General features: G+C 44.0%; 14 protein-coding genes. 7 read left to right on the forward strand and 7 right to left on the reverse strand.

Features of this window, described 5'->3' with window-relative positions; translation table 11 throughout:
• Nucleotides 1-28: 28 nt before the first annotated feature.
• Nucleotides 29-1,201, reverse strand: a complete 1,173-nt coding sequence (locus tag ACPEGP_RS01930; RefSeq protein ID WP_423813767.1) for a muconate/chloromuconate family cycloisomerase — start codon at nucleotides 1,199-1,201, stop codon at nucleotides 29-31.
• A gap of 187 nt (nucleotides 1,202-1,388) precedes the next feature.
• Here ACPEGP_RS01930 and ACPEGP_RS01935 point away from each other — a divergent pair, with 187 nt between their 5' ends.
• The 7 genes from ACPEGP_RS01935 (at nucleotide 1,389) to ACPEGP_RS01965 (ending at nucleotide 12,527) form a co-directional block, all read left to right on the forward strand.
• A complete protein-coding gene (locus tag ACPEGP_RS01935; RefSeq protein WP_423813768.1) occupies nucleotides 1,389-2,306 on the forward strand; it encodes a LysR family transcriptional regulator in 918 nt (305 codons plus the stop codon).
• Between the two features lie 720 nt (nucleotides 2,307-3,026).
• Nucleotides 3,027-4,178 (forward strand): acyl-CoA dehydrogenase family protein, encoded by a 1,152-nt coding sequence (locus ACPEGP_RS01940; protein ID WP_423813769.1) that lies wholly within the window; start codon nucleotides 3,027-3,029, stop codon nucleotides 4,176-4,178.
• 81 nt (nucleotides 4,179-4,259) lie between these two features.
• Nucleotides 4,260-5,468: an acetyl-CoA C-acetyltransferase gene (locus ACPEGP_RS01945; RefSeq protein ID WP_423813770.1), complete on the forward strand. Its 1,209-nt coding sequence runs from the start codon at nucleotides 4,260-4,262 to the stop codon at nucleotides 5,466-5,468.
• A gap of 57 nt (nucleotides 5,469-5,525) precedes the next feature.
• The gene (locus tag ACPEGP_RS01950) at nucleotides 5,526-7,709 is read left to right on the forward strand and encodes a 3-hydroxyacyl-CoA dehydrogenase NAD-binding domain-containing protein (protein WP_423813771.1); all 2,184 of its coding nucleotides are present in this window, start codon (nucleotides 5,526-5,528) and stop codon (nucleotides 7,707-7,709) included.
• A gap of 4 nt (nucleotides 7,710-7,713) precedes the next feature.
• Nucleotides 7,714-8,772 carry a CaiB/BaiF CoA transferase family protein gene (locus tag ACPEGP_RS01955; RefSeq protein ID WP_423814230.1) on the forward strand — a complete coding sequence of 353 codons (1,059 nt, stop codon included), beginning with the start codon at nucleotides 7,714-7,716 and terminating at the stop codon, nucleotides 8,770-8,772.
• 359 nt (nucleotides 8,773-9,131) lie between these two features.
• Complete coding sequence (locus ACPEGP_RS01960; protein ID WP_144296318.1) at nucleotides 9,132-10,814, forward strand: NAD-dependent malic enzyme; 1,683 nt, start codon at nucleotides 9,132-9,134, stop codon at nucleotides 10,812-10,814.
• A gap of 951 nt (nucleotides 10,815-11,765) precedes the next feature.
• Nucleotides 11,766-12,527 carry an IS5 family transposase gene (locus ACPEGP_RS01965; RefSeq protein WP_423813772.1) on the forward strand — a complete coding sequence of 254 codons (762 nt, stop codon included), beginning with the start codon at nucleotides 11,766-11,768 and terminating at the stop codon, nucleotides 12,525-12,527.
• 139 nt (nucleotides 12,528-12,666) lie between these two features.
• Here the strand turns inward: ACPEGP_RS01965 and ppc are convergent, their stop codons facing one another.
• The 6 genes from ppc to ACPEGP_RS01995 form a co-directional block, all read right to left on the reverse strand.
• Nucleotides 12,667-15,441: a phosphoenolpyruvate carboxylase gene (ppc, locus tag ACPEGP_RS01970; protein ID WP_423813773.1), complete on the reverse strand. Its 2,775-nt coding sequence runs from the start codon at nucleotides 15,439-15,441 to the stop codon at nucleotides 12,667-12,669.
• A gap of 90 nt (nucleotides 15,442-15,531) precedes the next feature.
• Entirely contained in the window at nucleotides 15,532-16,980 is a 1,449-nt protein-coding gene (locus ACPEGP_RS01975; RefSeq protein ID WP_201619401.1) for an alanine/glycine:cation symporter family protein, read from the reverse strand.
• A gap of 62 nt (nucleotides 16,981-17,042) precedes the next feature.
• A complete protein-coding gene (locus tag ACPEGP_RS01980) occupies nucleotides 17,043-18,527 on the reverse strand; it encodes an aldehyde dehydrogenase (RefSeq protein ID WP_068407412.1) in 1,485 nt (494 codons plus the stop codon).
• 53 nt (nucleotides 18,528-18,580) lie between these two features.
• Nucleotides 18,581-19,444 carry a 4-hydroxy-tetrahydrodipicolinate synthase gene (gene dapA, locus ACPEGP_RS01985; protein ID WP_305935352.1) on the reverse strand — a complete coding sequence of 288 codons (864 nt, stop codon included), beginning with the start codon at nucleotides 19,442-19,444 and terminating at the stop codon, nucleotides 18,581-18,583.
• Nucleotides 19,445-19,540: 96 nt separating this feature from the next.
• The gene (locus ACPEGP_RS01990) at nucleotides 19,541-20,788 is read right to left on the reverse strand and encodes an NAD(P)/FAD-dependent oxidoreductase (protein WP_369958193.1); all 1,248 of its coding nucleotides are present in this window, start codon (nucleotides 20,786-20,788) and stop codon (nucleotides 19,541-19,543) included.
• Nucleotides 20,789-20,912: 124 nt separating this feature from the next.
• Nucleotides 20,913-21,905 (reverse strand): proline racemase family protein, encoded by a 993-nt coding sequence (locus tag ACPEGP_RS01995; RefSeq protein ID WP_423813774.1) that lies wholly within the window; start codon nucleotides 21,903-21,905, stop codon nucleotides 20,913-20,915.
• Nucleotides 21,906-22,039 lie beyond the last annotated feature (134 nt).

The following is a 22,039-nucleotide window of genomic DNA, read 5'->3' on the forward strand; positions in this document are numbered from 1 at the left end:
ATTTGATGACGGGTAATTTTTTTAGCTGTTACAGCATTTCAGTTTGAGCATTAGTGGCAAATTGCGGCTTCGATGATTTAAGTGAATTATTGATTGCTTGTTTGGCGTAGTGATAGACTTTATCGCTATCTACTTCGATACCAAGACCTGCGCCCGTAGGTACATTTAACCCAAAATTTTGATAATCAAGAGGCTGTACTAAAACGTCTTCGGTTAATAACAACGGACCAAACAGTTCGGTGTCAAAATTTAGACTGGGATAGGTTGAGAATACATGAGCTGAGGCTACCGTACCGATAGGCCCTTCAAGCATAGTGCCGCCATACAGCTCGATACCTGCTAGATGTGCCATTTGTCCAATAAGACAAGCTGCTCTCAATCCGCCTGCTTGATTAATTTTTACCGCAAAGACATCAGCATAATGATCTGCTGCTAAATGAAAGGCATTCTGAGGATCTTGGACAATTTCATCCGCCATAATCGCCACATCAAAGCGATCAGTTAAACGTTTTAGAGCGGCTTTATTACGCATTGAAACAGGCTGTTCGATTAAATCAATGCCTCCAGCTTGTAATAGGCTAATACCTTGCATTGCCTCAAGTTCTGTCCAAGCCTGATTGACATCAACGGTAATGCGGCAATTAGGCAAGGCTGCTTTTATGGCTAATACGTGGGCCACATCATCAGTAATCGGATTGCTACCGATTTTTAATTTAAAAATGCGATGGCGCTTTTGCTCAATCATGCGCTTAGCTTCGGCGATATCGGTCGCTGTATTGCCGCTGGCAAGCGTCCAAGCCACTTCGATACGGTCACGAACACGACCACCAATCAGCTCACTTACTGGTAGGTTTAGGCGTTTACCTTCAATGTCGAGTAGGGCAGTTTCGATGGCACACTTTGCAAAGCGGTTGCCATTGATATGAAGACTTAGCAGCTGCATAGCTTTTGCTGGACTAGTCGGCTGCTCTTTTAATAAAAGAGGGGTAAAGTAGGTATCGATATTAGTTTTGATGCTATGAGGGCTTTCTTCTGCGTAGCTTAGGCCGCCAATGGTGGTCGCTTCGCCCCAACCTTCGTAGCCATCTTCTGTTTGAATGTGTACCAAGACCAAGACTTGTTCGTTCATAACGGTACAAGCGAGCTTATGAGCCCTTATAGTAGGTATTGGTACCAATAAAGTATTAATTGAACGAATCATGACAGTCCCTATTGAATAGATGATGCTTCCTTATGCTTAATAAGAACTATAGTTATTAGATAACGACATGTCTAAGACCTATTTGGTCTGATATTGATACCTTTTGGGTATTTTGATAATCAACCTTCACCGTGTTATGTTCTTTAGGTATCGATAGGCTTATAGGTCACTCAAGGAATAATGTTCAATGGAATTGAGACATTTACGCTATTTTGTAGCGGTAGCAGAGGAAAAAAGTTTTAATAAGGCAGCAGAGCGTTTGTTTATTTCACAGCCCCCACTGAGCCGTCAGATAAAACAGTTGGAAGAAGAGATCGGCGTCACGCTCATTGATAGGGACAATCGCCCTTTAAAGCTTACTGAAGCTGGCGACTTTTTTTATGATCATGCGCTTGAGATAATAAAAAAATCAGATGATCTGCGGGCGATGACCTTTCGTAAAGGCAGCTTTGACAACACATTATCGATAGGTTTTGTGTCATCGATACTGTATGGCATATTGCCGAAAGTGATTGCGCGCTTCAGAGAGGTCTATCCAAATATAGAGATTAAATTATATGAATTGAACTCTTGGCAGCAAACGCAAAGCTTAGTAGAAGGCAAAATAGATGTCGGTTTTGGAAGGCTTATATTTGAAGACGCTTCTATTAGGCGATTATTACTGAGACAGGAGCGTTTAGTGGTTGCGGTTCCTAACAAGCATCGATTGGCAAAAGAGCAACAAAAGAGTATTCGTTTAATGGATTTAACCAATGAAAATTTATTGTTATATCCAATGGCACCTCGTCCTAGCTTTATCGATTTTGTCTTAGAGCTCTTTGAGTCACGCAATCTAAAAGCAAACTATTTTACTGAGGTACGTGAGCTGCATGTTGCGTTAGGGTTGGTAGCAGCAGGCGAGGGCTTGACTATCGTACCAAAAACGCTTGAGCATCTACGGAAACAGGAAGTGACTTATATTCCTTTCGAGGACGGGCTTTTAACCTCGCCTATCGTCATGAGTGTGAGACACTTTGACAAATCAGAGCTATTAAAAATATTGTTGGACGTGACTTATCAGATTTACGATGAAGAAGGGTTTGATTATAAGCCTGAGCAAATTTGAGAGATTCTGCACTCATTAAGAATCCTAATATGAACTCATAAAAGGATAATTTTATGCAAGAATTCCATTACAAACCCGAAGCAGGCCCGGCGGAAGTAGCACTGCTCGTTTGTGGTAGCCCTTATTATAATTGTCGTGAATACGATTTTGCTGAACTAGAAGACTGACTATAAAGAGCTGATAAAGGTTTACCGCATGCTTAAGTAGCATTATAAATCTGCAACTTCTAAAGTTGAACTATTTTTAAATTATCAAAGAGTAAGTGCTTTGAAAGAGTGTGCTAAGCTTGGGTTTGCTAACTTACCCTAATATGATTATTCGTTTACCAGATTCCGTTATGCGCTTGATGCAGCATATCTCAACGATATCTAAGTATAAGGTTCGTCCTAGTCTTATACTTTCTGAAAACCTTGAAAATACCATAAAAATAGGCTTGTCGTATCGCTGCGAACAAGCCTTTTTTTATGAAATATAAGGAACAGTCTTAGGGTATGTGGTCAAATCTACCCAGCACGATTTTATACAAGTTTATTGAACAAAGCTTTTGGTTAATTTAGTATGTTTTTGCGAGTTGTTAAATATATGGCTTTAGAGAGTTAACATATATGGTAATTATGATTACCGTATATTGGCTATTATTCTAATAAACGTTAGTTTTAATCGTATCAATTTCATTATTTTTTAATTTATGTCTGTTAATTTACGTCAAGGATGACCCGTATGAGTATCAAAGCATTTCCAGCAAAATGGATGACTGAAGAGCACGAAATGGTATATGACAGTGCGCTAAAAATGTTTCAAAGCTGGGAGGACAAAGACGAGCAGTGGCGAGAAAACGGTATGATTGACCGCGCGGCTTGGGAAGAGGCCGGCGAGATGGGCTTTTTATGTGCGTCAATACCAGAAGCGTACGGCGGCGGCGGCGGTGATTTTGGTCATGAAGCCGCGATTCTTTTGGCGCAGGCGCAGGCGAACCAAGCCAGTTATGGCGGTATGGTGCACTCAGGTATCGTGGCTCCATATATCTATAAGCTTGGAACTGAAGAGCAAAAAAAATCATTGTTGCCTAAGATGGCGACGGGCGAATATATTGGTGCTATTGCGATGACTGAGCCGACGACGGGCTCTGACCTGCAGGCCATCAAAACTTATGCGATAAAAGAGGGCGACGACTATATCATTAATGGTTCAAAAACCTTTATCACCAATGGTCAGCATGCCAATATCGTGCTATTAGCTTGTAAGACAGACCGCGATAAGGGCGCGCAAGGCGTCTCGCTGATTCTTGTTGAGACCGACGGTTTAGAGGGTTTTACACGTGGCCGTAACCTGAAAAAGACGGGTCTTGCTGGACAAGATACTTCAGAGCTTTTCTTTAGTAATGTGCGTGTGCCACAAAAAAACGTACTAGGCGGTGTCGAGGGGCTCGGCTTTATACACATGATGCAAGAGCTGCCACAAGAGCGCTTGATTATTGCTTTAAGTGGCTGCGGCGCGATGAAACTGGCGTTAGAGCTGACGCTTAAATATGTCAAAGAGCGTGAAGCCTTTGGCAAGCCAATTTGGCAATTCCAAAACACGCGCTTTAAGCTGGCTGAGGTACAAGCGGATTATTTAGCGGTAAAAGCCTTATGTGATTCAGCAGTTGAGGCGCAAATACAGGGTAAGCTTGACGCCGCGCAAGCATCCTTAATCAAGTACTGGGTGACAGAAAAACAGTGTAAAACGATGGATGAATGCTTACAGTTATTTGGTGGTTACGGTTATATGTCAGAGTACCCAATCGCTCGTATGTATGCCGATGCTCGCGTACAAAAAATCTACGGCGGCACTAATGAAATCATGAAAGAGCTGGCCTCGCGCTTTATGTAATCGCTTATGAGTGAGCAGAATGCGCGCTTCTCAACACTTCCTTATTTAAAACTAGCTACTTAAAAATTAAAGGGATTTATTATGACCCAGACCGCTTATATCTATGATGCGCTCCGCACTCCACGTGGTAAAGGAAAAAAGGATGGCGCTTTGCATCAAGCATCGCCAATTTGGTTGACACGTACGCTACTTAAAGAGATGCAGCAGCGTCATCACTTAGATACCAGCCTCGTCGACGATATCGTGCTGGGTTGTGTGACGCCAGTCGGTGAGCAAGGCTCAGATATCGCTCGTATCGCTGCTCTCGATGCAGGCTGGGATCAACGTGTAGCAGGGGTGACATTGTCACGCTACTGCGCCTCAGGCCTTGAATCTATCAACCTTGCTGCTGCCAAAGTCATGTCCGGTATGGAGGACATGGTTGTAGCGGGCGGCGTTGAGTCTATGAGCCGCGTACCGATGGGCTCAGATGGCGGTGCTTGGTATATGGATCCACGCGTTAATGATGCTACTGGTTTTGTCCCACAAGGGGTTGGCGCTGATACTATCGCGACCCTAAAGGGCTTTAGTCGCAGCGATGTTGATGAGTTTGCCACTGAATCACATAGAAGAGCCGCCGCCGCTTGGGAAAAAGGCTATTTTGATAAATCAGTGGTGCCTGTTAAGGATATTAATGGTTTATTACTATTAGACAAAGACGAAACCATTCGTCCAAATACTGATGTTGCCACTTTAGCAAAGCTCAATCCGTCTTTTGCTATGCCCGGTCAGATGGGTTTTGATAGCGTTATTTTGGATAAATACACCACGATTGAAAAAGTAAACCATGTGCATCATGCTGGCAACTCATCAGGTATCGTCGATGGTGCTGCGATATGTCTTATCGGTAGTGCGGCCGCTGGGGACAAAGCTGGACTTAAGCCGCGAGCGAAGATTACTATGGCAGCGGTCATTGGCTCAGAGCCTTCTATTATGCTGACAGGTCCGACACCAGCTTGTAAAAAAGCGCTAGATAAAGCAGGTATGCAAGCGTCTGATATCGACCTATGGGAGATAAACGAAGCCTTTGCTGCTGTTCCGATGAATACCGCTAGCGACTTTGGTATTTCATTAGATAAAGTCAATGTTAATGGCGGCGCGATTGCGATGGGTCACCCACTCGGCGCAACAGGTGCGATGCTAATGACGACGGTGCTTGATGAGCTTGAGCGCTGCGATTTAAAAACCGCCATGGTTACGCTATGCGTCGGCGGCGGTATGGGGATTGCAACTATCATTGAGCGTGTATAAAAACATTTAGCAAAAACGATTATAAAAATGATTATGGATGATTAACAAGGATTTAAAATGAGCACCAATAGCGTAGATGCCATCAATGCATTAAAGAATTTTTCTGCCCAATCTGATAATGGAATTATCACCGTCACTATCGACCAAACCGAGCGTAAGATGAATGTCATTGGAGAGGGCTTTAATGAAGCCTTTGCTACAATAACGGATGCTTTTATCAATGACCAGGACGCAAAAGGCCTAATTCTAACGTCTGGTAAATCAACCTTTGTGGTTGGCGCAGATATTGACCAATTGGCTACTATTGAAACGGCTGAGCAAGCGTTTGACTTGGTTGAGGACTTAAAAACTAGCCTGCGTAAACTTGAAACTTCAGGTAAACCAGTGGTTGCTGCCATTACGGGTACGGCGCTTGGGGGCGGTCTTGAGCTTGCCTTAGCCTGTCATTATCGTATTGCTATCGATTCACCAAAAACCTCGTCTACAACCAAGCTGGGTTTGCCAGAAGTTAAGCTTGGCTTGTTACCCGGCGGTGGTGGTACGCAGCGTCTACCGCGTTTGATTGGTATTCAAAAAGCCCTTGAGCTGATGACCCAAGGTAAAGAGCTGCGTCCACAGCAAGCGCTAGAAATTGGCTTTATCGATGACGTGGCTCATGACGATGACGAGCTTATCAGTAAGGCGAAAGCATGGATTAATGACAATCCAAAAGCGCAGCAACCATGGGACAAAAAAGGCTTTAAAATCCCAGGCGGTGATAGCAATCATCCAAAAATGGTGCAAGTATTTTCTATGGCCCCAGCGATGGCCAATCAAAAATCCCACGGCAACTATCCTGCGATTACCCATATTTTATCTAGCGTGTTTGAAGGCTGCTTAACCGATATCGACAACGGCCTTAAAATCGAGTCGCGTTTTTTTGTCGCCTGCGTGTTATCAGACGTATCCAAAAACATGATTAATAGCCTTTGGACGCAGCTCAATAGCATTAAAAAAGGACAATCACGCCCGCAAGGGTTTGAGCGATCTAAAGTCAGCAAAGTCGGTATTTTAGGCGCTGGCATGATGGGCGCTGGTATCGCTTACGTTTCAGCTAAAGCGGGTATGGAAGTGGTATTGCTCGATACGGCGATTGAAGGTGCCGAAAAAGGCAAAAGCTACTCTACTAAGCTGCTAGACAAAGCCATCAGCCGAGGGCGTTCAACAAAGGACAAAAAACAAGCATTATTAGACCTTATCAAGACCACCACGTCTTATGATGATTTAGAAGGCTGTGATTTAATCATTGAAGCTGTTTTTGAAGATGTAGATATTAAAGCACAATGTACGCGACAATCTGAAGCCGTGATTCCAGAGACTGCCGTTTATGCATCGAACACCTCAACCTTGCCAATCACTGAGCTTGCTAAAGCCAGCAAACGCCCGAACCAGTTTATCGGTCTACATTTCTTCTCACCGGTTGATAAGATGCCACTCGTTGAGATTATCGTTGGTGAAGAAACCGACGATGCCACGCTAGCAACAGGTTTTGATTATGTTGGTCAAATTGGCAAGACGCCCATCGTTGTCAATGACAGCCGCGGATTTTATACATCGCGTGTTTTTGGCACTTATGTGTCAGAAGGCATTGCCATGTTAGCTGAGGGTGTTCATCCTCGCAGTATTGAAGTGGCTGGTATGAAGTCTGGTATGCCGATGCCGCCGCTCGCATTACAAGATGAGGTGTCACTCAGCCTGTCATTACATGTTATGCAGCAGACTAAAAAGGCAATGGAGGCAGAAGGTAAGACTTTTACGCCGCATCCTGCGATGTCAGTAGTAGAAAAAATGGTCAAAGAATTTGGCCGCGAAGGTAAAAAGGTGTCTAAAGGTTTTTATGATTATCCAGAGAATGGTGAAAAACATCTATGGACTGAGCTCACTGAACTGTATCCAACAACAGATGAGCAGCCATCGCAGCAAGACTTGGTAGACCGCTTGCTTTACGTGCAAGCCAATGAGACTGCCAAATGCTATGAGGAAAACGTCGTGCGTACGGTGGCCGATGCCAACATCGGCTCCATATTCGGTTGGGGTTTTGCGCCAAACCAAGGGGGGACGCTACAGTTTATCAACTCAGTAGGCGTCGATAAATTTGTCGCGCGTAGTCGTGAGCTGGCACAGAAATATGGCGCACGTTTTGAGCCTGCGCAGCTATTAGTGGAAATGGCGGCAAAAGGCGAGGTTTTCTCAGATGACTGAATCGATGGTTAATCAAGCGGATGCTATGAAAGACTGCTTACAAGGGCTGCGCGTCGTTGATTTGACGCGCAACCTGCCTGGGCCATTTGCGACCAGATTGCTTGCGGACTTAGGCGCGGATATTATTAAGATTGAACCACTCAATGGCGATCCAGCCCGCGCTTTTGGGGATTTGTTTACCGCCCTTAATCATGGCAAAACTACTTTAAAAGTTGACTTTCGTGACTCGCAAGGTATTGAGACTATCAAAGCGCAAATCAAGGATAGCGACGTGATGCTCGATAGCTTTCGCCCTGAGGTATTAGAAGGCATGGGGCTTGATGCCAAAACCTTGCATGCCATTAATCCAAAGCTGGTCATGGTATCGATTACGGGCTATGGCATGGCTAATAGCGATGGCATCACTCATGATTGGGCGCATAAAGCCGGTCATGATATCAATTTTATGGCGATGAGCGGGGTGCTTGACCAGCTCAAGACGGCAGATGGCGAGCAGGCAATGCCTAATGTTCAGTTTGCAGACTTAGCAGGCGGCAGTGACACGGCGGTGATTGCTCTATTAGCGGCTGTATTTGCAGCCCAGCGTACGGGGAAAGGTCGCCACGTTGCGGTCAGTATGACGCACAGCTTGTATCAGCATCTGGTCATGCCAAAAGCGACTGGAAAACTGGTTGCCAGCTTTTCTGGCAAAAACCCAGAGCCGCAACAGGATTTCTTAGGCGGTTTATTACCTTGTTATCGGTTGTATAGAACTTCCGATGATCGCCATATGGCGGTGGGTTCACTAGAGCTAAAATTCTGGCAAGGGCTGTGTGAAATATTAAAATTGGCTGAAATTAAAGATGTGCATTGGCAGCGTGGGATTATGCCCAATACCAAGAGCAGCCAAGAGGCAGCACAAATGGTTGCTGATACCTTTGCCAATCAGCCTTTAAGCCATTGGCAGCAGGTTTTTGCATCTACCGATGTGTGCGTCACGCCAGTATTGAGTTTAGAGGAGGCAAGAGCACATCCTTTATTTGCCCATCAAGATGAGTATGGGGCGACACTGGGTTGGCAGTAAGGTAATGAAGCTGAAGTAACAGCATTGTTAGTGAATCAGTTAATAGCTTAATCATTTAGCCACTTAATCTCTTAGCCATTATATTTTTAGCATCTACGGCATTCTTAAGCGACTGAAAAAACATTCCTCTTTTGCGTTAACCCCTTTATGAACTTATCACTATTGGCTTGGCAATCGACTCATTGCATGCAATTTTAGAGAAAACGGCAGTATTTCTAGGCAAATGTATAAGCAATCAAGTTTAAAGCCGTACTGACTCAAAATGATTTGTTATCTATTGTTAAACATGAGCGGATGCTAGGTATAATGCAGCCCTAGCATCGTTTTCACTCATACGTCCTTAATAAGAAGATTTTATTATGTCAAACAAGCGTCCCTTATATATTCCTATTGCTGGCCCCGCGCTATTAGAAACCTCTTTATTGAATAAAGGTAGTGCTTTTTCATCAGAAGAACGCGATAGCTTTAATTTAACAGGGCTATTACCACACAACATTGAGACGATTGAAGAGCAGTCTCTGCGGGCTTATCACCAACTGCGTTCATTTACCAATACGATGGATAAGCACATTTATTTGCGTAATATACAAGATACCAATGAGACCTTGTTTCATCATCTGGTTGAGCAGCATATTGAGGAAGTCATGCCGCTCATCTACACGCCAACGGTTGGTCAAGCTTGTGAAAAGTTCTCGCAAATTTATCGCCGGAAACGGGGCTTATTTATCTCCTACCCTGAGCGTCATAAAATCGACGATATGCTGCAAAACGCCACCAAACAAAATGTCAAAGTAATCGTTGTCACTGATGGTGAGCGTATATTGGGCCTTGGCGACCAAGGTATTGGTGGTATGGGCATTCCTATTGGTAAATTGGCGTTGTACACAGCTTGCGGTGGCATCAGTCCCGCTTACTGTCTGCCTATTTTGTTAGATGTCGGTACCAATAACCAACAGCTACTTGACGATCCTATGTATATGGGTTGGAGAAATCCACGCATTTCTGGCGAGGAATACAATGAATTTGTCGATTTATTTATTCAAGCTGTTAAGCGTCGTTGGCCAGAGGTTTTATTACAATTTGAAGATTTTGCTCAAGGAAACGCCACGCCGTTATTAAATCGTTATCGTGACCAGTTATGCTGTTTCAATGATGATATTCAAGGGACTGCTGCGGTTTCGGTCGGCGCTTTGATTGCCGCGTGCCTCAATAAAGGTCAAAAACTCAGTCAGCAAAAAATAGCTTTCTTAGGGGCAGGTTCTGCGGGCTGCGGTATTGCTGAGCATATCATTCGCCAAATGCAGCGCGAAGGCTTAACCGAAGAGCAAGCGCGCAGCCAAGTATTTATGGTTGACCGTTACGGTTTGCTCATCGATAGCATGACAGAATTACAAAAATTCCAAGAGCCACTGGTGCAAAAACAATCAGCAATTGAACATTGGGATAAGAGTCAAAAACTCGGTTTAGCGCAAGTGGTGAAACAAGCAAAAATAACGGTATTGTTCGGCGTGAGTGGACAAAAAGGTTTGTTTACTCAAGAGGTGATCGAGTCCTTATGTGCTAATACTGAACACCCAATTGTACTACCGCTTTCAAACCCGACCTCTCGTGTGGAAGCCACACCGCAAGAAGTGATGAACTGGAGCCGTGGTCGCGCCATTATCGCAACGGGTAGTCCTTTTGCTCATACCACTTTTAACGGTCAGTCTTTTGAGGTTTCTCAATGTAATAACAGCTATATATTTCCTGGTATCGGTCTTGGTGTTCTCGCAGCAAGGGCGAGAGGTATCAGCGACAATATGTTAATGGCGGCAAGCCAAGCGCTTGCAGATATATCAATGGAGTACGAAAAAGCGCCCGGCGCCATACTACCGCCAATTAAAGTTATTAAAGAGATCAGTAAAAAAATAGCCTATGAAGTGGCACTGCAAGCGGTCCAAGATAAGCTGGCATTACCTATCACAGCGGAGAACCTACAGCGCCGACTGGAAGCGAATTTTTGGTTGCCTGAATATCGCAATTATCGTCGTACTTCTTTCTAGTTTTTAGAAGGTGTTTATAGGTAAACGATAAATAAATAGTAGATAGCTGGTTCTAGGCTAGGGCATGTCCTTGCTTGAACGCTAACTGAAATTTGCTAAATACAGTTGGTCGGTTGCGGCTGATTTGGTTTAGCATAAAAAAGCAATTAGTTCAGCAGGCGCAGCGGCGTCTTTTTATAGTTATCAATTATTCATTCATTAAAACCGTTAAAGCCCTCTACGCTATATAAAATAGCGTAGAGGGCTTTTTGATTTCCTAGGTAGCTTAAGCTTATGGTTCAAACCCATAATAAGCCTCATATGTTCATCAGTATGGGGTACTGTTCAGACGTAGGAGCATTAAGCCTCTTCGGTAATGTATTTAGAGATGATATCGGCAATATTAGCAAAATCAACCATTTCTATATAGTCCGCCCTATTTCTATATCTTCTGAAAGTCCTAAAAAACTCTATAAAAAAAGGCCTGCCGCATCGCTGCGAACAAGCCTGATTCAATATGTGGTGGGCCCAGTAGGACTTGAACCTACGACCAAAGGATTATGAGTCCTTGTTTTTACAACAACAATACACAATGGATGGCGATAATTAGCTGCAATTATTGTCTGAAAGCCTTTCCTATTAAAGGATTGGATTAAAAGATAAATATACCTATCAACAAGTAGATATGCGTATCAATAAATTTAGAGTATCAAAATAGTATCAAATTAATAGTATTGATACTCTCTAAAAGTCTAAATAGTTATGGCTGCTATCTACTGATACTTAACAGTAAGGGACAAGTATTCAGTTCAAACCCGAATATTAACAATACCATCTGAGAAAAGTGATTTCATACCTAAGTCTTCTACACTATACAAATGATAGGTGCTGTATAGAATTGAGGAACCATTGAAAAGAATAAGCAACGCCTTACTCTACTGTTTACCACAACAAAGAAATAAGGCATCACTTATGACTCGCACCAAGCTCAACGATGAACTTTGGCACAAGCTATTTATTATATTGCGACAAATTAACGTATATAACAAGCCCAATCTAAGACGTACCGTTGAAGGCATGCTGTACCTCATAAGAGTAGGCTGTCCATGGCGAGACTTACCTTCTTATTTCGGTCATTGGTCTCGCATATATCATCAATACCGTTATTGGCGTAAAACCGGTAAATGGCAAAAGCTCATGAAAATAATCACAGCAAACTATGATAGTGAATGGTTATTCATAGACGGTAGCGTGGTCAAAGCTCATCAGCATAGTTCAGGTGCAGCCAGTCATCTTGATGAGGCCATTGGTAAAAGTGTTGCAGGTAATAGCAGCAAACTGCACTTAGTGGTCGATGCTTGTGGTAACCCTATACATGTTGAGCTGACAGGTGGGCAAGTGCATGACGCTAAGATGGCAAAGACGTTGATAGATAGCACGATTAACAACCAGACTAAAGCGGTGATTGCAGACAGGGGCTACGATAGTAGTGATATTAGAGAGTGTATCTTCAAGCACTGTGCTGAGTCAGTCATACCCGTTAAGTCGAACTCTAAAAACAGCAACAATGACACACTAGACTGGTATTTGTATCGTTGCCGTCACTTGGTAGAAAACGCTTTTGCTAGGTTGAAACATTTTAGGGGCATTGCCACGCGATATGATAAGCTCAAAGATAGCTATGCAGCAGCGGTAATGCTTGCTTGTGTCTTTATCTGGTTGCCACTCATTTGAATTCTATACACACCCTACTAGCATAGCTCAGATATCTGAATTAGTTGACCCTTACACCTTTTCAACCTTCTTAATTTAATTAAAGGAAGTCAATGTATTTAGGTCATAAGTTAGATATCTGAACGTAATTCTCTATTAATTAACCCGTATTGCGTAGACCCGCTGCCAAAGCATTGATACTACGGATTAATGGATCTTCAACACTAAGGTCACCGTCATCATATATAGTGTCTTTTTGTCTGGCACGTTTCAACAACTCGATTTGTATGTAGTTAATCGGATCTAAATAAGCGTTTCGCCATTGTAGTGACGCGGCAAGGTTTTGCTGATGTGCCAATAATGATGTTTGGTTGAGCAAAGAATTTAAACCTGAAAATGTCAGCTCGTGCTCATCGATTACCGCTTGCATAATCTTTTCACGTGATCCCTCATCTTCACATAACTGACTATAAGCCTGAGCAATGCTCATCTCAGACTTGGTAAACGCCATTTCAATATTACTAATAAATACGTTAAAAAATGGCCAGCAACTGTTCATCTCTCTCATTAAAGCTTCGTCTTCTTTAACGCTACTAAGAGCACTACCTACGCCATACCAAGCTGGTAGGGTAAAGCGCGCTAAAGACCAACCAAATACCCAAGGAATCGCCCGCAAGGTTGTCTTACTTGGCAGGCCTTTATTACGGTGCGCTGGGCGCGAGCCAATATTTAATAAAGAGATTTCCTGCACTGGCGTCACTTGTGAATAGAATTGATAAAACCCCTCGGTATGGTCCGTCAGCGTACGATAACTTTGTTCACCCGCATCTGCTAGACGCGCAAAGAGTGCTTCATAATTTGGCAGCTCAGGTGGCTGCACTACAAATCTTGTTGAGCACGCTTTGAGGGTACCAGTGATGCCCATGGTAAGCTCAAATACAGCGGTATCGGTGTTGGCATATTTGGCATAAAGGACTTCACCTTGCTCGGTTACTTTAATTTCTCCATGCAGTGTGCCTGCGGGCTGAGCGGCAATTGCATTATGCGTTGAGCCACCGCCACGACTGACAGAGCCACCGCGCCCATGGAAAAGGCGTGTTTTGATGCCATATTCAGCAGCGATACGATTGATGGTTTGCTGCGCGCTATAAAGCTGCCATGCAGACGTAATAATACCGCCATCTTTCGATGAATCTGAATAGCCTAACATGATTTCTTGGGTATTATCTGAGTGCGCAAGCAACCCTCGATATAGCGGATTGTCCAACACGGCAGGTAAGATCTTATCGATATTTTTAAGATCTTCGATGGTTTCAAACAAGGGTGCGACGGGTAAGTCAGCAGACAGCTGACCTGCATCATCAACCCTGCATAAGCCTGCAAAACGCATCAGTAGTAAGACTTCTAATAATTGACTGGCATTATTGGTCATCGAAATGACATAACTGCCAAACGTATCTTGCCCGACCAGCTTACGTAATGTTGCCACTGAGTTCATCAAGGCTAATTGTTCACGGGTTTTATCAGTCAAGTTATCGGTATAAATGAGCGGTGTACCAGGCTTTTCAAGTAAACGCGTCAACCACTCTTGGCGCTCGGTTTCACCCAGAGTCTGATAGTCTGGTAAGTTCGAGGCATTGGCGAAAATATCGGCGATCACATCGCTATGATAAGACGACTCTTGACGGATATCGAGCGCTGCTAGATGAAAGCCGCAGGTTTTGACCAGACGAATCGTATCGAGTAATAGCCCTTCGCCATGTGCTTTGTCATGAGTATTGACACTTTTTCGAATGATGCGTAAATCTTCTAACAACTCTTGCGGGTTGGCGTAAGCATCGTGTGCGGCGTCGAGGTCTGTACCTTTACTTTGAATATGACGATTGGTCGCTTTTATTTTGGCAAGGATAATCGATAACAATCTGCGGTACGGCTCATTGTTGTAATCGTCAGGATTGTAATAAAACACTTTTTGATCGAGAGTGGCGTACGCTTTTATACGAGCATAAACGTCTGGCGCAATATTGATAATCGTATCGCTATGAATAAGCTCACGGCGCAGTTTTTTTAGCAGTACTTGATAATGACGTAGCACGGTATCAGCATGCATCAATACCGCCATTTCTGTGGTGTCATGAGTGACAAAGGGATTGCCATCTCTATCGCCACCGATCCAAGAGCCAAAACTTATGAAGGCAGGTAATGGGTAGTCTGTTAGCTCTGGATAAATATCAACAATGGCGTCTTTAATATTACGGTAAACCTTAGGGATGGCATTAAACAAACTGGCATTAAAATAATGCAGACCATTATTTATCTCGTCATAAACTAAAGGTTTACGCGTACGCACTTCATCCGATGACCATAATAAATCAATCGTTTGCGCCGTTTTTTCTTTTGCTTGTTCGTAGGCAAAGCTGTCTTCTGCAAGATTGTTTAAGGCGTCGCTATGAGTAAATAGACTCTGCAATAGATTCATGGTCGTACGGCGGCGCGCTTCAGTAGGATGCGCGGTAAAGACAGGTATGAATTTCAGCTGTTCAATGAGCTCTTGCATTTGGGCAGGTTCAATATTGCGTTCGCGACATTCAAGCAAGGTGCGGAGAAACGAGCCTTCCCAGCTTTGATCGGATTGCATACGCAAGGCATGACGCTGCTCGCGTAAGTAATTTTCCTCACTTAGATTTGCTAAAAAGAAATAGATAGAAAAGCTGCGGATGACGTTTTTTAAGGTTCGATTATCTAATGAGGCGATGAAGTCGATGAGTTGTTGTTTGTTCGCTTCGTTAGGCTCACGGCGTTGTTGAATAAAACCTTTACGCAGGGTCTCAATCGTATTAAGTGTTTCTTCGCCCGTCTGGCGAGAAATCGCATCTCCTAGGAATGAGCCTAATAAGCTGATGCGTTCACGTAATACGTCATTATTTATAGTCATCCTTAACCTTCTCGTTAAATTAGTGGGTGAAATAGTCCTGATAGGCTAATTTATATCGCAGTCTATTGTTTAAAACAATAGGTAAGACCATTATTTATGACCATGCTCATCACTGTAGCCTATCCAGAAGTCTGCATTATCCACGCCAGCCTTTCTAGGATCAAAGATAGGGTTAACCCCTAACTTCATCTGCGCATCGTAGTCTTTGAGCACCTTTAATGCAGTTTTGCTTAGGAGTAAAATGGCGATAAAGTTTAGGTAACACATACTGCCAAAGCCAATGTCGCCTAGCGCCCACATCATACCGACAGATTGGACACTGCCTGAGAAGCAAACAATTAAAAAAATCAGTTTTAGTAAGTGCTTAAGGATGGGGTAGCGCAATTTGTTATCCAAATAGACCAAAGTAGTTTCGGCAATATAGTAGTAGGCAATCAAACACGTGAATGCGAACAGGAAAATAGCAATAGCGACAAATCCACTACCGTATTGGCTAAAAACAGTAGATACCGCTGCTTGTGTAAATGCAGTGCCGGCCTCAATGCCAGGCATATTCTCGACCAGCGCCACCCCTTCTGGGGTAGTTACGTTATACATTCCGGTTGATAGAATCATCAAAGCGGTAGCGGTACAAACGAGTACGGTATCAATGTAGATAGAAAAGCTCTGTACCAATCCTTGCTTAGCAGGGTGAGAAACTTCTGCTGCGGCTGAGCTAAAAGTAGCTTCTCCAGCTCCCGCGACATTAGAGAATACAGCGCGACGTACGCCCCATGAGATAGCAGTACCGACCATGCCACCGAATACAGCATCCATACCAAAAGCACTTTTGAAGATGAGCGCAAACATAGAAGGAATATTGTGAGCATTAAAGGCCAACACAATGACCATCATAACAATGTAGCCAATGGCCATGACCGGAACCACTTTGCCAGCGAAACTAGCGATACGCTTGACGCCACCAAATATGATGATGCCTAGCAGTACGACAATTAGGATACCAGTCACGAATGGAGGGATATTAAATGCGGTACTAAAAGAATCAGCAATAGTATTTGCCTGAACCCCAGGCACTAACACACCATAAGAGAGACAAGTCACGACAGCAACGACGATAGCAAAAGGCTTTAACTTGAGACCTTTTTCAATATAAAACGGTGAGCCGCCTCGATATTGGTCGTCTACCTTATGCTTATAAACCTGTGCCAAAGTGGACTCAATAAAGGCACTGGCGCCGCCTAAAACTCCCATGACGATCATCCAAAATACCGCCCCAGGGCCACCAGCTGCTATAGCCGTTGCGACCCCTGCAATATTACCGACACCGATACGTCCGGATAGGGCCATACAGAAGGCCTGAAACGAGCTAACCCCTGCTGATGAGGTTTGTTTATCGAATAACAGCTTGATCATCTCTTTAAAATAGCGAATCTGCACAGCGCGGGTCATGATAGTAAAATAGATACCGACGCCTAACGCAAGATAGACCAGCGCGTCGCTCCAAATATACCCGACGATGGTATTAATGATGTTTTCCATAACTTTACTTCCTTGTAATGTTTTTGGCTACGCTGACATTAGTTCTTGGGAGACGTCCTTGCTTAATTTACCAACCAGATAGTTTTAGTTTGAGTGTATTGAGATAGTGCCTCAAGGCCATTGTCACGCCCGCCGAAGCCAGATTGTTTGTAGCCACCAAAAGGTGTCGTAATATCTCCTTCTGAAAAGCCATTAATCGAGACGGTACCTGCTTTTATAGCGGCTGCGACACGGAAAGCACGGTGGATGTTTTGAGTATAAAAAGACGCAGCTAGGCCATAGCTACTTTGATTAGCAAGCGTGATGGCTTCTTCTTCAGTCTCAAAGCTGGTGATAGCGAGAATTGGACCAAAGACTTCTTCCTTGAACAACGTCATGTCTGCGCTGACATTATCAAAAATAGTGGGCTCGATATACCAGCCACTGCCAACTTCCTCATGGATACGACCGCCTGCAACCAAAGTAGCGCCTTCAGCTTTAGCGGTATCAAGGTAGGAAACTACCTTGTCGAAATGCGCCCTTTCGATCATAGGGCCAATAGCGACTTCAGGGTCATAGGGAAGACCTACTTTCCATGACTTGAGACCTTCTTGTAGGAGGCTCAATAAAGCTTCCTTTTGGCTAGAGTGCACTATTAATCGTGAGCCACAGCTGCAGTTTTCGCTCATATTCCAAAAAGCCGCTGACAAAATATGCTCAACGGTTTGCTCATTGATGAGGGCATCCGCAAACACCACTTGTGGACTCTTACCACCACACTCTAAGACCACTTCTTTTAGGTTGCTTTGCGCAGAATATTGCAGAAATAATCGACCGACTTCGGTAGAGCCGGTGAAGGAAATCATATCGACATCCATGTGCTGCCCGAGTGCCGCGCCGACTTCTTCACCAAGGCCGCAAATCAGCTGTAAGGCCGCTTTTGGTACACCGGCTTCATACGCTAATTGCGTCAAGCGATAAGCTGATAGTGACGTTAGTTCGGCAGGCTTAACAATCACTGAATTTCCGGTTATTAGCGCTGGCGCGACCTTCCAAGCGTACATTTGTGCAGGGAAGTTCCAAGGTAATACTGCGCCAACTACTCCAATTGGTTCTTGTACGATAAGCCCTAGTGCATCAGATCCAGTAGGTGCGACCTTACCAAATACTTTATCAGCAGTTTCGGCGTACCATTCAAAGGTTTCGATCGTAGCGGGTAGATCGGTGTTGAGGCATTCTGTGATTGGCTTGCCCGCATCGACACAGTCTAATGCCGCAAGCTCATCAATGTTTTCATGCATTAACTTGCACCAGCGCTGCATTATAACTTTGCGCTCTGCAGGCGACATCCGACGCCAATCTCCAGTATCAAAAGCATTGCGAGCTGCAATCACCGCAAGGTCAACATCTTGACGATTGCCTTTAGCAATAGTACCGATAGGGTTATTGTCGATAGGGCTATAGTTAGGTAGTGTAGCCTCGGAAACTTGCTCAGAGGCTATAAGATGGCCTGCCCAAAGCTGTTGTTTTTTTGAGAGTTCGAATACTTGCGCAGTGGTCATACTCATTAGATTGTCCTTTTATATAAAGTAATATTCTCAATACGGAGGTGGTTTAACGACTATGACAATAGCGTTAAGAACGTTTGGGTATCTTCATCGGACATGGGAGTCAATGGTATACGTACGGGTCCGACATCGATGGTACCGTTAATGCATCCGGCTTTAGCTTTTTGATTATAGTTACCAGATTCCATAGAATGAATCGCAGGGTACATACCACTCATCAGCTCTTTAGCCCCATCCCAATCGCTTTGCTGTGTCGCTTTAAATAGGGCAACTTGCTCGCCAGGGAAAACGTTGGCCGCACCTGCGATCCAACTTTTTGCACCCCAAAAGAAGAAGTCAACCGGTTGATCATCACAACCACAAATTACTTCGAAATTGTCAAAGTTGGCTTGTAGCAGGCGTAGCGCATGGCTAAAATCGCCACTACTTTCTTTAATGCCTGCAATATTTGGGTGCTTGGCTAGATGAGCAACCGTTTCAAATTCAATGCTTACACCTACGCGCGCGGGAAAGTTGTACATAACGATAGGCAGGTCTGTCGCATTAGCGACTTTTTCGAAATGAGCGATAATACCTTCTTGATTTGGAAGGCTATAAGGATTGGCTGATAGCATTAAACCATCGTAGCCCAGCGCTTTTGCTTGATGTGCCAGCTCAATGGAATGATCGGTCGAAAGGCTGTTAATACCAGCGATTAAAGTGACTTTCCCCTTGGCAGTATCAGCAATAGTGCTTAGGACGAGCTCGCGCTCTTCAGGTGAAAAAGTATAGTATTCGCCAGTAGTACCGCAGGCTACGATACCGGTGACGCCTTTTTCTATAAAGACATTGACTAGTTCGGTTAGAGTTTGCGTGTCAATGTCGCCATTGGCATCAAAAGGGGTAACGATAGGGACTAAAACGCCATGAATGTTCATATAAATATCCTTATTTAATGATAAAAGTCGTTAGTAGGCAGCATGCCAATAGCGACAGTGAAAATTCTATGAGTGATCATAGAGGTAAAATTTGAATTATTTAAAACGATTTAAACGATAAGAAGTAGGGTCTATAGCGGGAGTCTCACCAAAATATAAAGCCGTGATCATATCGGCACTGACGACGGCTTGTGTCAATCCCAGATGCTGGTGACCAAAATTTAAAAGAACGGAACCGCACTTGTCGATAATGGGCAACGAGTCGGCGGTCGAGGGTCTAAACCCCATCCACTGCGTGCTATTTTGACTATCAAGCGGGGTTTTTATCATTGCTTGTGCTTGCTTTAGCAGCATTTGCGCCCGGTTCATATTGGCTGGAGCCTCGAGCCCTGCATATTCTACTGTGCCCGCTAAGCGTAGACCGGTTTCCATTGGTGTCATGATAAAGCGACGATCCATACTTGAAACGGGTAGGGTTAAGCGTGTGGCTTCGTTAGGCAGCATGAGATGATAACCACGTTCCGTATCGAGAGGAACTGAGATGCCCGTCAACTGTTTGGCTAAAACTTTAGAGTGCGCGCCTGCCGCTAGCATGACTTTTTTGGCATTAATTTGTCGGTTGGCCGTCGTTAAAGTGATGCTATCGGCCGTCACTTTCGCACCCAAAACACGGCAGTTCTCAAAGATTCGACCACCAAGCTCTTTGAATGTATCAGTTAATTTCTGAGCCATGGCTTCGAGGTTAGTGATGTGTCCGGTCTCTGGGAAAAGCAAAGCGCCCAACTGGTTATCTTTTAACTCAGGCTCAAGGTCTAAGAGAGCCGATTGAGAGAGTAGTTCGTTATTCACTCCAAGGTCATTGAGACGATGGCCATGTGCTTTCAATTCGTACAGGCTAGTGTTCTTTTCGACTGTTAATAAAGACCCTTGTACCTTAATCCAGGATGTTAATTGCCATTTATCGGCAAAATCCTGCCAAGCTTGTAGGCTTTGACTATTGAGAGCTAAGAGTGCTTGATGGCTCTGCGCAAAAGGTTCTGAGCGCATATTCAATAGCAGCTTAAAAGCCCATGGCATTAAGCGTGGTAGGTAGCGCCAGTCTATGCGTAGCGGTCCTTCAGGGTTTAATAACATGGCTGGTACATGCTGCAATATATTGGCATCAGCAATAGGAAAGACCTGCTCGGTGGCAATATGACCGGCATTGCCATAAGAGGCTCCGCGGGCGATTTTATCAGCTTCTAGGATAGCGACTTGCACTCCACGAGCTTGCAGACTAACGGCAGCGCATAAGCCAATGATACCGCCACCGATAATATGTAAATCAAACTCTTGATTGCCCATGCTGCTCTCACTTCCTTGTGATTATTAATATGATGCGTCTTGCTCGATCTAATACTGCTTTTAGTCCCTACTTAAAAATCTTGTAAATATCTCTTAGAAGAGGTTTGTAAAAGAATCTATACTGTTATAAAGATATACCCCATTTAAATGGGTCGCTATTTTGGACAATTAGAGAGGTCTCTGCGCAGACATGAGCATAACCACGAATTGTAGGGATGATAGTATTGTTAGGATAAGGGTGAGAAACGGACTGATTTTCGCTAAGCCTTTCAGCAGGTTGATAGCTGGCGCTAAATATACTACCGATAACGCTTTCTTGAACCCAAGTCTGCCCAGGAGCTAATAGGTTATCCGCTGCCAAACAAGCTAATTTGGCACTGGTACCGGTCCCACAAGGAGAACGGTCATAAGCGGCACCTGGACATAAAACGAAGCTTTTGCTATTGGCGCTGGCGAGCTCACTCTGACCAAACAGCTCTATATGATCTATTTCGCCATTATTAGCGCCAGTAATGCCAGCTTCATGAAGTGCAGATTTGATTTGTAAGCTGAACTGGGTAAGCGATTGGACATTACTCGCTTTGATGGCTTGAGGATGCTCACTCACTAAAAAGAACCAATTGCCGCCCCAAGCGATATCTCCATACACAGGGCCAATATTCGGGACTTGAACTGCGACTTGTTTTTGGTAGCGATAAGAAGCTACATTTTGTACACTACAACTGCCGTCTTCATGCAGAGTAGCTTTTACCAAACCAACAGTTGTCTCAAGGTAATGCTCGCCTGGAGTAATCTTTTTCTGATAAGCAAGTGAGGCAATTACACCGATAGTGCCATGACCACACATACCTAAATAGCCACAATTATTGAAGAAAATAACGGCAGCCTTGGCGCGAGGGTCAGTGGGCTCACACAGTAAAGCGCCAACAAGTACATCGTTGCCACGTGGTTCTAGAATGATGCTTTGGCGTAAATGATCAAAGTTTTGTTTAAAGTCGTGGAGTTTTTCTTGAATGGTATACCCACTAAGGTTTGGGAAGCCTTCGTACACCATGCGAGTAGGCTCACCGCCAGTGTGCGAATCAATGATTTTAAAATTAAAAAGTATGGCAGACATAATTAACTTCCCGATTCATCCATGAATTAAGGTGTGTTCGTAGCACTTAATTATTAATAAATAGTGCATAGATATAGAATGCCCCGTTTCGTAAAAGGGGGCTTGTTGTTTTTCCATGAATAAATGCGCATTTC

It is taken from the genome of Psychrobacter sp. 219-2-C (assembly GCF_049560815.1).
Lineage (GTDB): Bacteria > Pseudomonadota > Gammaproteobacteria > Pseudomonadales > Moraxellaceae > Psychrobacter > Psychrobacter faecalis.